The 14,212-nt window shown below is 44.3% G+C and carries 14 protein-coding genes; 11 read left to right on the top strand and 3 right to left on the bottom strand.

The features are described 5' to 3' along the window. Positions 1-3: 3 nt before the first annotated feature. The 7 genes from AC3WJJ_RS17495 (at position 4) to AC3WJJ_RS17465 (ending at position 6,159) form a co-directional block, all read left to right on the top strand. Positions 4-912 carry a carbohydrate ABC transporter permease gene (locus AC3WJJ_RS17495; protein ID WP_492542651.1) on the top strand — a complete coding sequence of 303 codons (909 nt, stop codon included), beginning with the start codon at positions 4-6 and terminating at the stop codon, positions 910-912. Beyond that, on the top strand, positions 912-1,748 hold the full coding sequence (locus AC3WJJ_RS17490) for a carbohydrate ABC transporter permease (RefSeq protein WP_422659412.1): 837 nt from the start codon (positions 912-914) through the stop codon (positions 1,746-1,748). The genes AC3WJJ_RS17495 and AC3WJJ_RS17490 overlap by 1 nt, the downstream gene beginning before the upstream one ends. 60 nt (positions 1,749-1,808) lie before the next feature. After that, complete coding sequence (locus tag AC3WJJ_RS17485; protein ID WP_492542649.1) at positions 1,809-2,936, top strand: Gfo/Idh/MocA family protein; 1,128 nt, start codon at positions 1,809-1,811, stop codon at positions 2,934-2,936. Then, complete coding sequence (locus tag AC3WJJ_RS17480) at positions 2,933-3,373, top strand: NanQ anomerase/TabA/YiaL family protein (RefSeq protein WP_492542648.1); 441 nt, start codon at positions 2,933-2,935, stop codon at positions 3,371-3,373. Before AC3WJJ_RS17485 ends, AC3WJJ_RS17480 begins: the two co-directional genes overlap by 4 nt. A gap of 28 nt (positions 3,374-3,401) precedes the next feature. Next, on the top strand, positions 3,402-4,322 hold the full coding sequence (locus tag AC3WJJ_RS17475) for a dihydrodipicolinate synthase family protein (protein WP_492542646.1): 921 nt from the start codon (positions 3,402-3,404) through the stop codon (positions 4,320-4,322). Positions 4,323-4,481: 159 nt separating this feature from the next. Then, on the top strand, positions 4,482-5,078 hold the full coding sequence (locus tag AC3WJJ_RS17470; RefSeq protein ID WP_492542644.1) for an RNA polymerase sigma factor: 597 nt from the start codon (positions 4,482-4,484) through the stop codon (positions 5,076-5,078). Then, positions 5,050-6,159: a DUF4179 domain-containing protein gene (locus AC3WJJ_RS17465; RefSeq protein WP_492542642.1), complete on the top strand. Its 1,110-nt coding sequence runs from the start codon at positions 5,050-5,052 to the stop codon at positions 6,157-6,159. Before AC3WJJ_RS17470 ends, AC3WJJ_RS17465 begins: the two co-directional genes overlap by 29 nt. An 86-nt stretch (positions 6,160-6,245) precedes the next feature. Here AC3WJJ_RS17465 and AC3WJJ_RS17460 read toward each other — a convergent pair whose 3' ends face one another. After that, positions 6,246-6,548 (bottom strand): hypothetical protein, encoded by a 303-nt coding sequence (locus tag AC3WJJ_RS17460; RefSeq protein ID WP_492542640.1) that lies wholly within the window; start codon positions 6,546-6,548, stop codon positions 6,246-6,248. Positions 6,549-6,771: 223 nt separating this feature from the next. After that, positions 6,772-8,550 carry a methyl-accepting chemotaxis protein gene (locus AC3WJJ_RS17455; RefSeq protein WP_492542639.1) on the bottom strand — a complete coding sequence of 593 codons (1,779 nt, stop codon included), beginning with the start codon at positions 8,548-8,550 and terminating at the stop codon, positions 6,772-6,774. A gap of 454 nt (positions 8,551-9,004) precedes the next feature. On the opposite strand from AC3WJJ_RS17455, the gene AC3WJJ_RS17450 reads away from it, so the two are divergent. The 4 genes from AC3WJJ_RS17450 (at position 9,005) to AC3WJJ_RS17435 (ending at position 13,483) form a co-directional block, all read left to right on the top strand. Next, the gene (locus AC3WJJ_RS17450) at positions 9,005-9,334 is read left to right on the top strand and encodes a PadR family transcriptional regulator (RefSeq protein ID WP_422659420.1); all 330 of its coding nucleotides are present in this window, start codon (positions 9,005-9,007) and stop codon (positions 9,332-9,334) included. 158 nt (positions 9,335-9,492) lie between these two features. After that, a complete protein-coding gene (locus AC3WJJ_RS17445) occupies positions 9,493-10,620 on the top strand; it encodes an FtsW/RodA/SpoVE family cell cycle protein (protein WP_492542637.1) in 1,128 nt (375 codons plus the stop codon). A gap of 188 nt (positions 10,621-10,808) precedes the next feature. Then, a complete protein-coding gene (locus AC3WJJ_RS17440) occupies positions 10,809-12,344 on the top strand; it encodes an MDR family MFS transporter (RefSeq protein WP_492542635.1) in 1,536 nt (511 codons plus the stop codon). A gap of 137 nt (positions 12,345-12,481) precedes the next feature. Next, positions 12,482-13,483, top strand: coding sequence for a helix-turn-helix transcriptional regulator (locus AC3WJJ_RS17435; protein WP_492542633.1), 1,002 nt, complete (start codon positions 12,482-12,484; stop codon positions 13,481-13,483). Between the two features lie 86 nt (positions 13,484-13,569). Here AC3WJJ_RS17435 and udk read toward each other — a convergent pair whose 3' ends face one another. Next, a complete protein-coding gene (udk, locus tag AC3WJJ_RS17430; RefSeq protein WP_422661343.1) occupies positions 13,570-14,199 on the bottom strand; it encodes a uridine kinase in 630 nt (209 codons plus the stop codon). Between the last annotated feature and the right edge of the window lie 13 nt (positions 14,200-14,212).

The following is a 14,212-nucleotide window of genomic DNA, read 5'->3' as shown; positions in this document are numbered from 1 at the left end:
GGGGTGAGACAGGTGAAAGCGATGAGTGCTAAATTCAAGAACATGAACACAACCGGCTTATTGTTTGTTATCCCAGCAGCATTGGTCGTCTTCCTACTACTGATCTATCCGATCCTATCTAGCATCTACTACAGTTTTACCTCCAAGCACTTGATCAAAGCAACCTATGACTGGGTATGGCTGAAGAACTTCCAATTCGTGCTGACGAATCCGGATTTCTATACTGCATTTCTTAACTCGATAAAATGGACGGTCTTCTCTATTGCAGGGCAATTACTTGCAGGGTTTGCGACTGCTCTTGCCCTTAACAAAATTCCGAAGTATTCCGGTTTGTTTCGAACCCTGCTCATTATCCCATGGGCATTCCCGGCAATCGTTATAGCATTCTCATGGAAATGGATATTCAATGATGTATACGGTTTCATTCCGAATCTGTTAACAAGCATGGGCATTACAGATTATAACGTGAACTTCTTCGCGGATCCGGGATTTGTATTCGGGGCTGTTGTGTTCATCAATATTTGGTTCGGAGCTCCCTTATTTATGGTCAACATATTATCAGCGCTCAAGACGATTCCTTCCGATCAATATGAAGCTGCTGTGATGGATGGAGCAACCGCTTGGCAGTCCTTCTGGTCCATTACGGTGCGTCATATCCGGGGAGTCATCGGGCTGCTGCTCGTGCTTCGAACGATCTGGGTATTCAATAACTTTGATCTGCTGTACTTGATTACAGGCGGAGGACCATCGGATCTGACCACGACCTTGCCGATCTTTGCTTATCGGGCAGGTTGGGGCATGAAGCAACTGGGGGTATCTTCTGCGATCACCATCATTCTGCTGTTGTTCCTACTGACACTGTGTTTCTTTTACTTTAAGCTGCTGAATAAATGGGAGAGGGAGGATCACTAATGACGAACGTGGGCCGTAGCAAAATAGGTATAGCAATGCTGTATGTGTTTCTCTCTCTAGCATCGCTTGTGGCTGTATTTCCTTTATTGTGGATCATCTTATCCTCTTTCAAATCTGCTGGAGAAATGGCTAGTCATCCGTTATCGTTCTTTCCCCAAGTCTTTACATTTGAGTACTACGACCGGGTACTGAACAACCTCAATTTCACGACCAACATTAAGAACAGTATCATCATATCGTTCGCGACAACACTTATATCCATTGTTATTTCAGCCTTAGCTGCTTACGGGATTGTTCGGTTCTTCCCTAAGGCGGGAAAAAAGATGACCAAGATGTTAATCACCACGTATATGTTTCCACCGATTCTACTTGCGGTACCTTATTCCATCATCATTATGAAACTAGGTCTGGTGAACACATTTCTCGGACTGATCATTACGTATTTGTCCTTCTCGATTCCGTATGCGGTCTGGATGCTGATCGGTTTCTTCCAGACGGTTCCGTTAGAGATTGAAGAAGCTGCCAAGGTAGACGGTGCAGGAAAGATGAGAGTGTTCATTCAAGTTGTCCTACCTGTGGTGTCACCTGGTGTCGTAGCAACAGCCATTTACACGTTCATCAATGCATGGAATGAATTCCTGTTCGCGCTTCTATTAATCAGTAGTTCTGGCAAGATGCCAATATCGGTTGCGTTGTACTCGTTAAATGGCTCTGAAATCCTCGATTGGGGAGAGATGATGGCTGCTTCTGTTATTGTCATTTTGCCTTCGATCGTATTCTTCATGCTCATTCAGAAGAAAATTGCAGGCGGCTTAGCAGACGGATCTGTGAAATAGGTATCTAGCAAGAGTACAAGATAAATATAAAAAAAGATGGATATGGAAGGAGTTATTAAAGTGAAGAAACAAGTGAATTACGGTATCGTAGGTACAGGATATTTTGGAGCAGGGTTAGGTCGATTGCTGAATGAATTGGAAGGGGCAAAGGTTACTGCCGTATATGATCCTGAACATGCTGAACCTGTTGCGAAAGAGCTGAACTGTGAGGTGGAGCCAAGTATCGAGGCGCTGTGTAAGAGAGCAGATGTGGATGCAATTATTGTAGCTTCACCGAACGGATATCATAAACACCCTGTAATTTGTGCTGCTGCGAACGGAAAGCATGTGTTCTGTGAAAAGCCGATTGCTCTATCCTATGAAGACTGTAATGAGATGATCGCGAAGACGAAAGACAAAGGGCTTATTTTCATGGCGGGGCATGTCATGAACTTTATGCATGGTGTGCGTACAGCGAAGCGGTTAATCAACGAAGGGAAGATTGGTGAGCTTCTATTCTGTCACGCAGAACGTAATGGCTGGGAGGAACCTCAGGAGGAAGTCAGCTGGAAGAAGAAGCGGGAAATATCCGGCGGTCATCTCTATCATCATATCCACGAGCTGGACTTTATTCAATTCTTGATGGGACCCGCAGAACGCGTATGCATGATCGGTGGTAACGTAGCCCATCAGGGAGAGCGGTTCGGGGATGAAGATGATATGCTGCTTATTTCGCTGGAGTTTGCGGGCAATCGCTATGCAACCCTGCAATATGGATCGGCATTCAGATGGAGTGACCACTATGTGAAAATACAAGGAACCAAAGGTGCTATTCTTATCGATCTACAGGATGTTAAAGTTGTACTTAAGACTCCTCAAGGTGAAGAACGGTTCTTGCTCCATGAGAGTCAAGAGGTGGATGATGACCGTACCCGTATTTACAAAGGCTTAGAGATGGATGGTGCGATCATGTACGGCAAGCCTGACCGGACACCTCCGCTGTGGCTGCAAGGCATTATGAAAGAGGAGATGATCTATTTCCATAACATCATGCAGGGTCACGAGATTGAGGAGGAGTTTAAGCCATTGCTGGATGGAACAGCAGCCAGAGCATCTATTGCAACGGCCGATGCGCTTACGTTATCGAAAGAAGAGGATCGAAAGGTAAGTGTGAGTGAGATAACGAATAAAGAGGCGGTGGCGAAGTGATTTTCGGAAAAATTTCAGACGCTGGGAAGTATAAGTTTGATCATCCAGCCCTTCAAAATGCAGTCGAAGATATGATGCACCATCTTCATGAAGCGGCGCCAGAACAGAGTTCTTTTAAGAAAAATGTGGCTGTCTTTACAACCACCCCGAAGGCAGAGAAGCGTTACGAGGCACATCGGAAATATATTGATATTCATGTTGTTCTGGAAGGTAAGGAGTATGTAGAGGTTAGTCATGTAGAGCATCTCGTAGACCAGACGGAGTATAACGCTGAATCGGATATCTGGTTCGGGGATGTTAAGGCAGACACCAAGTTTAGCGGTTACTTAGAGCCGGGATATTTCCTAATCTGTTTCCCAGAAGACACACATCTGGTTGGTGTACATGAGGGTACGGCTGAAGAAGTGCGCAAGATCGTTTATAAAATCGCCATCTAATCAAAGGCGCTGTGGAGGATGAGGAGATATGAGGACAGGGAATGTTGCTACATTTGAAGGTGTTTATGTGGCCATGTATTCTGCATATGATGCAGAGGGCCGCGTCGATGTGGACCGAGTGAAGAAGCTGGCTCGTTATTATGTAGGAACCGGGGTAAAAGGTTTATATGTTGGGGGAAGCTCAGGCGAAGGCATACTGCAGAATGCAGAGGAAAGAAAGCAAGTCGTAGAAGCTGTTATGGAAGAAGTGAAAGGCGAGCTGACCGTGATTGTCCATGTGGGTGCGAACTCTACAATGGAAAGTGTGGAGCTTTCGCAGCATGCGGAAGCATGTGGAGCTGATGCCATCTCAGCGGTACCATCGATTTATTATCGCTTATCCGAGTCTGCTGTGGAGAATCACTGGCAACATATGATTGATAGCACGAATCTTCCTTTCATTATATATAATATTCCGCAAACAACAGGTTTCCAATTGTCTGTGAATCTGCTCAAGAAGATGGCGCAGCAGGAGAAGGTCATCGGTGTCAAAATGTCAGGGGAGAGTACATTTGAACTCCAGCAGTTTAAAGATGCAGGTGGTGATGACTTCCTCGTATTCAACGGACCGGACGAGCAGTTCTTAGCGGGAAGAATCATGGGCGCAGATGGCGGAATTGGCGGTACCTACGGTGTGATGCCAGAGTTGTTCTGTAAGCTAAACACGTTGTATAAAGAAGCTCGCTTGGAAGAGGCCAAGGCACTTCAAACGGAGATCAATGCCATCATTAAGCAGCTGCTGAGCTATCCGTCTTTATATGGGGCTTGTAAGTACATATTGAGCCTAAGAGGCATTGAAACAGGTCATCCGCGCTTGCCTATGCTACCTGTTCGTGAGCAGGATCATGCATCCTTGGCGGCGTTGAACCAGAAGATTGAAGAGACGATGAAACATATCGTTTCTGTGTAGAGGATAGAGAATTAGAGACCCGTGACCGGGTCTCTTTTTTTGTGGTAACGTAGATTTATTGCATTTAGCATTTTGAAAAGTCTGGAGCTAAAAACAAATGAAGTGTCACATTTTTCTATTCCTAATTGTTATATAGGTGCTTGAAAGGAGGTGCTCACTTTGGAATCTAGATATCACCAAAATACGAGAAGTAGTGATCATTTAGATGTAGAGAATACGGTTTTATCCATCCAACAAGGTGAAATAGAGCAATACAGAGTCATCATTGAACAATATCAGAAGCAAATGTATGTGTATTGCTACTATCTGTTAAAACAGACGGAAGATGCACAGGATGCAGTTCAAGATATTTTTGTAAAAGCTTATCAGCATTTAGATAACTATAAGCAGTCCGTTTCTTTCTCGGCATGGATGTATAGGATTGCTTACAACCATTGCATGAACCTCAATAAGAAGAGGTATCGAGATATTCGCCTATTACAGGTGTTCAAGAATACATATCAAACGATTATTTATCCTAGGCGAAGTTCGATAGAAGAAGGCTTAGAATCTTTATTAAGTCTCTTATCTTTTAAAGAGAGACATCTCCTGCTTTTACGTGCTGTTGAAGAATACTCATTCGAGGAAATTGGACATGTCATGAACATCACACCGGCTAACGCGCGGAAAAAATATGAGCGTATTCGAAAAAAGCTTGTGCAAAAAAACGAAGAAGGAGGTTACCTTCATGAACAATCACTTAAAACAACCAGATGACGAGCTTGTTGGAGTGATCAGCATGATTCGCAATAAGAAAAGTTCAATCGATGTTACGGATCAGGTGATGTCCCGGATTTACAAACATCGATCAGATCACAAAGGGAAGGTAGGTCTGAAGAAGAATTTCAAAGTGACAACGATTATTGTAACAACAGCATTTATGATTATGGTAGGGAGCGCCTTTGTGTCCCCAACGATGGCTGATTCTCTGCAGCAAGTACCCGGAATGAAAGGGATTTTCAAAATCGCGGGTGATTTGGGATTGAAAGTAGCCTCGGAACAGAATCTAATGGATACGCCAAATGTAAGTGTCGTTCGTGATAATACCACTTATACGGTTCCAGAATTAATATTTGATGGTTCACGCGTGACTTTAAGTATTGAGCGTTCCAAAGCGGATAGCGATATACAATATGATAATCGTTTGATTGATGCGATTAACAAGATTGATATCAAAATTAACGGTCGCGATTTACGGAAGTATGATTCCGATAAAGGTAGTAGCATCGGTATATTTCTAAAGCCTGGAGCAACGGATGATTCTACATTTATCGAATTTTCGGATCTTCGAAATCAGAAGGGGATTCCTTTTCCAGATGCCTTTGAGCTAACGCTTAGTTTCAGTGTAGAGGAATCCAAAGCCCCTCTATTATTCACTATACCTGTAGTCAAGAATAATGAGAATATTATTGAATTGGTACCTAATGAAACGAGAAAGCATGGAATATACACATTAACGATTAGCAAGATCAAGCTCTCGCCCGTAACGACTAATATTACGACTAAACTATCTCTGTCGGGTGCTATTGATTCGTTAAAGACAAACATTACTTATGATGTGTTTGATGAAAAGGGAAATCAGATTAAAGTGATCAGTGGGAATGGATCTGGAGGGGATGAACGTATGTCAGATATGCGATTTGAACCGTTCACCTCGACACCTGAGAAATTGATTATTAAACCCTATCAATATGAAATAAGCGATAAGAAATCGGGGCAGTTTGTAGTAGATGAGGATGGAGAGGCTGTTAAGCATTATATCCCTGAACTTGATTTTGAAATTCCGATTAAAGAGTAGATAGGGATAAAATGAGTGTGAATAATAATGTTATATCTTTTAGAGAAGGCCAACGATGCATGCCTTCTCTTTTTTTGTTCTATACACTAGAATGCTTGTCCGATATTCACAAGATTACGCAACATAAACGATATAGGCTGGATGGGAATGGACAGAAGATGAAGAACGACCGCAGCGGAACTCGTCATTCCAAAGTCCCCTCTTAACAAGGCTAATGGGTCTTGGTAGTCTTTCGGGTCTGGCATGTCCAATCCGTAACTGTCCCTGATTCGATCTATCGTCTCTTGATCCAAAGTAGAATCTTCCTGAGCATATGCATTCGTGGATATCGTCCCTAATGCTAACAAGAGTAGTAGAAGGGGGATGATTATTAATTTAAGATTTCGCATGGTTTCCTCCTTATCTAGAGTAATTACTGTAACCAACTGTCTTTACTCAAATCTTACATATTATTATAGTCGATATATTCAAATACCCTTTACAGTGGGGACTTCAATCCGTGGATTTTAGGTATTTGCGGGGAATTGTATAGACTATTATACATCAGAAAAAGCTGTCCTCTTGGTAGAAATACCTACACGGAGGACAGCTTTTTGACACCCTAAATTATAGTCATTCTTTCAGTTTAAATCGATTAGACATGGATTCAAGCTCTTCTGAAAAAGCATTCAGGGATTCAGCCAAAGTACTAAGCTGCTGCATCGAAATAAGCTGTTCCTCTGCGGCTTCAGAAACACACTGGGCAGCGACAGAGGATTCATTGGCTGCTTCTTTCATCTCACTAAATGATTCGGATATACTCTCTGCTTCAGCGGACATCTGCTCGGCTGCGGCAGAAGCCTCTTGGATGCCTTCCACGGTTTGCCGAGTGAAAGCCAGAATATCTTGAAAGGTCTCACCCGTCTTGTTTATGTATGTAACACCCGTCTCGGCTTCCGTCTCGACACTGCGTACGGAGGCGGATGCAATACGGATCTCCTGTTGGATTGTATCGATAAGATTCGCCACGGCGGAGGCGGATTCATTCGATTGAATAGCTAGTTTGTGAACCTCAGAGGCAACAACAGCAAAACCGCTTCCGCTGCTTCCTGCTCTTGCGGCTTCAATCGAAGCATTGAGTGCCAATAGATTCGTCTGTGAAGAGATATCCTTCATGGATGTGACAATGCTCGTGATCTGTTCAGAATATCGATTCAAACTTCGGATGGACCCTGTCATATCAGCTATCTTCTCTACGATGGCCTGCATTTGCTTCTCTGATGATCGAATTAATTGGATGCCGGACTCAGCCTTATCCAAGGTGCGGGAAGAAGTTTCGAATGCATTTGAGGCAGTGCTAGCAACTTGCTGAACACTGAGTGCCATATCTTCCATCGCTGATGATGCACTGCGTATGCTATACGCTTGACTATCGCTTGAAGCCGCAACTTTTCGAATGGATGTTGTCGTCTGTTCAACGGCCGCCGTTGTGTTATGTGTAACGGACAGAAGCGTACTGGCGGTCTTGTTCATTGTTCTTGAACTTAGCTTTAGGCTGCTGATCAGATCTTTTAAGCTATCGATCATCTTATTAAAAGAGGAAGCCATTAAGCCATTCTCATCTCGCGTTTGTACGATTAGAGGCTCTCCGGTTAAGTCGCCTTGGGATGTTGTCATCGCACGATGTGCCACTTCGATGGTCGGCTTGGCGACATGGCGAGCAAAGACAGCGACGATGGCTGCGCCTATGAATAAGCACAGGGCAAGTGTCCATAGGATGGTTCGTAATATGGTTTGTTCCCCAGTATTGTAATCTTGAAGATAGGAGCCGGCAGCAATCACCCAGCCCCATGAAGGGTTCTGCACGGCGTAAACAATTTTTTCTGCTTCCTCGGATGCCTTGGAGTCCTCAGCATTCGCATCTGTGGGGAGGGGCCAAAAATAATAGGTATATCCTCCGCCATTCTGTGCAGACGTGATGACATCCCGGATATAGAACTGTCCGTCACTTGTCTGGCTATCACCAATATTGTCACCTTCACGAGAGGGATGGGCAAGTAGATTACCTTCAGTATCCAGTACATAAAAGTACCCATGCTCTCCCAGGTCAAGGTTGGGGTTAATGACACGACTACCGTCCGCCCTCTTCTCTCCCAGAATGAGATGCTTGAATTCTTCCTGGGCCTCTTCCAGGGTTAGACTGCCTTTGGTTACGCTTTTGTTCAGAGTCGTCATGATTTCGGATGCTAAGTGGACATTGTTCATAAGCTCGCTTCGTATTAATGCATTCGTTTCATTAGCTGCAGTTCGATAGCTGGTGAAGCCGAGAGTAAGAACAGGAATGATGAGGAGCAGCATCATGGTGGATAGCATTTTCATTTTGAGAGAGTAGAGAGGGCTAATAGATTGCATAATCTGTATGCATCTCCTGTCGGTACCGGGATATATTTCCACATAACTATAATGCAACAACTAGGGGGATGTGAAGTAGGAATTATCTTAATTTTGAAATGTAAGAGATATAATTTTGTATTTTTGCTGGATTCTCTTTAAATGCCTCCAGTAATGTATAATTATGGATGTGGAATAGAAGGGGTGAGGGACATGAAAGCAATCTATAAAAAATCAATGAAAGCTATAGCTTGGATTGTGATAGGTCTTATTTTGTTAGTTTTTGGAATTATATGTTTGATTGAAGTTATCATTTTCGGCTCGCTTTTGCTTGAAGAGATATTTAAGTGAGATTTAATTTTAGTTATTTTCATGATGAGGACAGAATTAAGGTTGTCATTTAAGAGGATAGCTATTAATATATACATAGATTAACGATACATAGATTTGCTAGGTATAGGAGTGACAGAAGACATTGGCGATTAATAAAGAACTTCTCAAAGGAAGCACGGCGATATTACTGCTCAGTGTGCTGAGCCGAAAAGAAATGTACGGTTATGAATTGATCAAGGAAATAGAGAAGAGCTCGAATGGCGTGTTTGTGATGAAGGAAGGCACACTCTATCCCATACTACACACACTTGAAGCAGAGGGATGGTTAGATGCGTACTGGAGTCAACACGATGGACGCAAACGGAAGTATTACCGGATAACCGATCTTGGCCGAGGTCAGATCAAGGAAAAGACGGATGAGTGGATACGATTCCGAACCGCTGTAGATACCGTTATTGGGGAGGGGAGCTAATCGATGATAGAGAAGGAACTTATTGTTCGTCAGTTCCTAGACGATGTATGTCGGCATGTCAGGGCCAAGGAGCTCCACCCCGAGATTCGGGAGGAGTTAAGCGGGCATATCACTGATCGGGCGGAAAGTCTACAGCTCGAAATTCGGAAGAGACGGCTTTGAAGGAAGCAGTAAATCAGATGGGCTCATCTGTCGCTATCGGCAAAAATCTGCAAGATGCGCACAGGCCGTTACTGAATTGGAAAATGCTTGTGATTATTGTACTGATGGCCATCATCGGTATATTTGCAGCGTTTAATGCGCAGTCTTCGCCGAGTCACTATTTTAATACGGTTGAGAAAAAGGCTTTGCTTACAGGTATTGGTTTATTGGTACTTGTGGGATTCTATTTCACAGATTACCGAAAGCTGTTGAAATACGCGGATGCGATATTCTTTATGACACTTGCTCTTATGGTTTTCACATTACTACATGGGGCGAGCATTAATGGTAGTAAGGCGTATCTCGGTCTGGGACCTTTTGGCATCAACGCGATGGCGCTTTCCCTTCTTCTTTTGCTCATGTCTTTAGCTGGTCAAAAAAGAGAAAGGAAGCTTGGATGGTTCGAAATGTTCATTCAATTGATGTATCGTGGCCTGGTGCCGGTGTGGCTATTCAGTACGGGTGGTTCTTTACCGCTCGGTCTAATCTATGTAATCGGGTATTTATTAATAACTTGGTATGCTAACAAGAGCAGGAAGCAATTGCTTATCTTGGGGCTGCCTGTAGTTGGACTATTCACTCTTTTTCTCTTGCAAGTAGGTCAAGTGCAGGATCGAATATCATCTTTTTTTAATCCCAAGCAAGGTGAGAACTTTCAATTGATTCAGACCACAGAAGCAATACGATCAGCTGGATGGGCCGGACATGGGTTTGCTGCAAGGAACGATATGTTGCCTTATATCCAGAGTCAATCCTTATTCCCATATCTCATATACTGCTTCGGCTGGGGAGTTGCGATTATCATCGGATTGCTTGTTCTGCTGTTCTTGATAGAAATCTGGCGTATGACCACTTTACTCCAAGATCCAGTTGCTCAAAGAGTAACCATTGCATTTACGACCGTACTCGCCTTTCATATGCTATGGCCAATTCTGATGGCATTCGGCATGGTTCCTTTTGCGAGTATTGAAATACCTTTCATTGCAGGTGGTTCATCGCAAATACTTTACTTTGCAGCGATGGGTATTGTTCTTTCCATGTACCGTCGTAAAAATATGCTACCAAGTGCACAGGTGGCGGCTTAATCATATGAGAGGTACTCTTGTAACAGAGGCTTGCAGATCCAATCTGCAAGCCTCTGTTTTTTGGTCTGCTTTTCAGGTGAAGATCATCTGATTTCATTCTTGCCATACTGTTGTCAACAAGGTTGGATTATGCTGTGTACACAAACAACATAAGCTAATTAAATTGATCACAAAGGACGGGATTCAGGTTGAGACAATCACAGAACAGAATAGGAGTTGTTATTACAGGACTTCTCCTGGCCATTCTCATGGCCTCCATGGATAACACAATTGTGGCAACGGCGATGGGAACCATCGTTGGTGAGATTGGAGGGCTTGATAAGTTCGTCTGGGCCACCTCTGCTTATATGGTTGCGGAAATGGCAGGGATGCCGATCTTCGGTAAATTGTCTGATATGTACGGTCGGAAGCGGTTTTTCGTTTTTGGGATTATTGTATTTATGATTGGATCAGCCTTGTGCGGAACAGCAGAGTCCATCGTTGAGCTCAGCCTATATAGAGCGGTTCAAGGTATTGGTGCAGGTGCGATGGTATCCATCGCTTTCACAATTATGTTTGATGTTGTAGCACCTGAGAACAGAGGGAAAATGACAGGAATGTTCGGTGCACTATTCGGTCTATCGAGTATTGCTGCACCACTGCTCGGTGGTTACATTACAGAACATGTTGATTGGGTATGGATTTTCTATATCAATCTTCCTCTCGGCTTGATTGCCTTCTTCCTCATTGTGCTGTTCTACAAGGAATCGGCCGAACACTCCAGACAAAAAATCGATTATTTAGGTGCCACTCTGCTCGTAGGGGCTGTGATCTGTCTGATGTTTGCCGTTGAACTTGGAGGCAAACAGTATGCGTGGGATTCACCGCAGATCATCTCTATGTTCGCTGGGTTTGTGATCCTTGCCGTTCTGCTTGTATTTGTGGAAAAAAGAGCAGTCGAGCCGATTATCTCATTCCACATGTTCCGAAATAGACTGTTCACGACCAGCAATCTTGTCGCAATGCTTGGCGGTGCAGCATTCATGACGGCGTCTATGTTCATTCCGATCTATATTCAAGGTGTGCTAGGTGGTACGGCCTCAAACGCCGGACTCGTTCTTCTTCCAATGATGGTCGGTTCGGTTGTGACAGCGACTGTAGGTGGATACTTAATGTCGAAGTTTCCTTATCGTTCCATCCTCATTCCAACCTTGTTGATTCTAATTGTGGGCCTCGCACTTTTGACAGCCCTGAATACGGCGTCACCGAGATTTCTCATCACAGCGTATATGATTCTAGTCGGACTCGGCATCGGCGCCTCTTTCTCGGTGCTCAGCAGCGCTGCCATTCACTCGTTTCCCGCCGCGCAGCGGGGAGCTGCGACTTCTACACTCAACTTTAACCGATCTCTCGGAATGACGCTTGGCATTACGATATTCGGAATTTTGCAAAGTCATTCGCTCACAGGCAAGCTTACAGAGGCCTTTGGGAGCAACGGTGCTGCTAACATGTCTTCGGCTAGTGTGGATTTTAGCGATCCGTATGTATTGCTGAATCCAGCTATTCGTTCAACAATGGATAGTTCCACACTTCACACGATTACGGAAGGACTGTCTTCATCGATCGCTGGAACGTTTGCATGGAGTCTTATCCCTGCGGTTCTGGCGCTGGTCTCCGCATTTGTCATGACCAAGGAGAAGCTAGATCCGGAAGCGGAGCAAGACGGTTACGCCGCTTCTCACTAATGAAGGTCAAGGATGCATGATAGCGACATGTCTCGATACATGCATCTTGATCATTTCCATCCTGATCATCTATCCCCATATGGACAAATGTGGTTTATGATGAAAGAAATCGATTCCGAAAATGGGGGAGCGAATCAATGAAGTTCGAACGACTCATGGCCATCACAATGATTCTATTAAACCGTAGACGTGTGCAAGCACAGGAACTCGCAGATAAGCTGGAGGTTTCACTGCGTACCATTTACCGTGACCTCGAGTCACTTAGTCTTGCCGGGATTCCGATTGTATCGTATACGGGAATGGAAGGCGGTTATGAAATTATGGATAACTTCCGTCTTGATCGGCAGATGCTGTCGCTAGATGAGCTGATAACCCTATTTACTGCGCTTCGTGGTCTTCAGTCAACCCGGGCAATGGACCCCACTAATATAGATCGTTTGCTTGAGAAGGTAGGTACGTTGGTTGCTCATGCTGAGCAAGGACGCTTTGCAGACAGCGATCAAGTACAGGTTGATTTTACGCCTTGGAGAAACAGTGAAGCTGAACGATTAAAGTATGAATCGGTACATCATGCGGTGAAGAATAGGAAATTAATCTCCTTTTATTATATAGATGCTCAAGGCACTGAAACAGAGCGTACCATTGAACCGATGGGTCTTGCCTTGAAAGGATACGCATGGTATTTGCACGGATATTGTTTAGAACGAGAGGATTACCGGACATTCAAGCTTTCACGAATTCGTGGTCTTCAGGTACTCCAAGATGACTTTGAACGCCGTGAAATGCCGCTTTCCGTTCTGAATGGGCCGTGGGAGAAGCCGGGAAGACGAGAGATGATTCATCTTGTGCTTCAGATCTCGGGGGATGCTAGGGTGTATGCGGCTGATCATTTTGATGAGCAAGAGATTGAGCGCTTGGAGGACGGTTCCTTGCTTGTGCGGGCCACCTTGCCTCATGAGAAATGGGTCTTAAGCTTTTTGCTGCAATTAAAAACGGATGTGCTCATTCTGGAGCCCGCTCATATCGCAGCAGAGGTACGGAAGACGGCACTCGAGATCGCAGCGTTGTATCAAGATTCAGGACACACGGTTTCACAGTGTGTAGTAAGCGAAGAGAAGGAGCAGAGCTCTGAGAGTTAGAATGTTTTAGAATATTAAGGAGATAAGGATGGTGCTAGAACGCAAAAACCCACAGCTTTCATGCTGTGGGTTTTTGCGGTTGATGTTTATTCAAACGAAGGGTTGCCCGTCAGATACTTCTCGGTCAATACAGACAAGAGCTGAATGCCGACCTCGTTCTCTCCACCTTCAGGGATGATGATGTCAGCGTATTTCTTGGAAGGCTCAATAAATGCCTCGTGCATCGGCTTTACCGTCCCCAAGTACTGATCATGGACAGACTTAATGCTTCTGCCGCGTTCCTCGATATCACGAACTACCCGGCGAAGAATCCGTACATCAGGATCGGTATCAACAAACACCTTAATGTTAAGCAGCTTGCGAAGATTTTCGTCAGACAACACATGGAGTCCTTCAATAATGACAATGTTTCTCGGTTTCAGCTCCAGCGTTTCATCTTTGGAGCGAGCGTGAACCGTGAAGTCATAGACAGGAGCGTAAGCAGGTTTCCCTTGTCTAAGAAGCTCCAGATGCTCAATCAGAAGTCCATTATCAAAAGCAAAAGGATGATCGTAGTTGATCTTTTCACGTTCCTCAAAAGTAAGATGAGGGTTGTCCTTATAGTAATTATCCTGAGATATGAACGTTACTTTTCCAGGTCCGAGTCGGTCGATGACTGACCGGGCCACTGTTGTTTTACCGGAACCTGTACCACCGGCGATACCAATAATGAGCATGATGTTTATCGTT

Source organism: Paenibacillus sp. FW507-14B1B (genome assembly GCF_058781425.1).
This window is presented reverse-complemented; position numbering and strand designations above follow the sequence as displayed.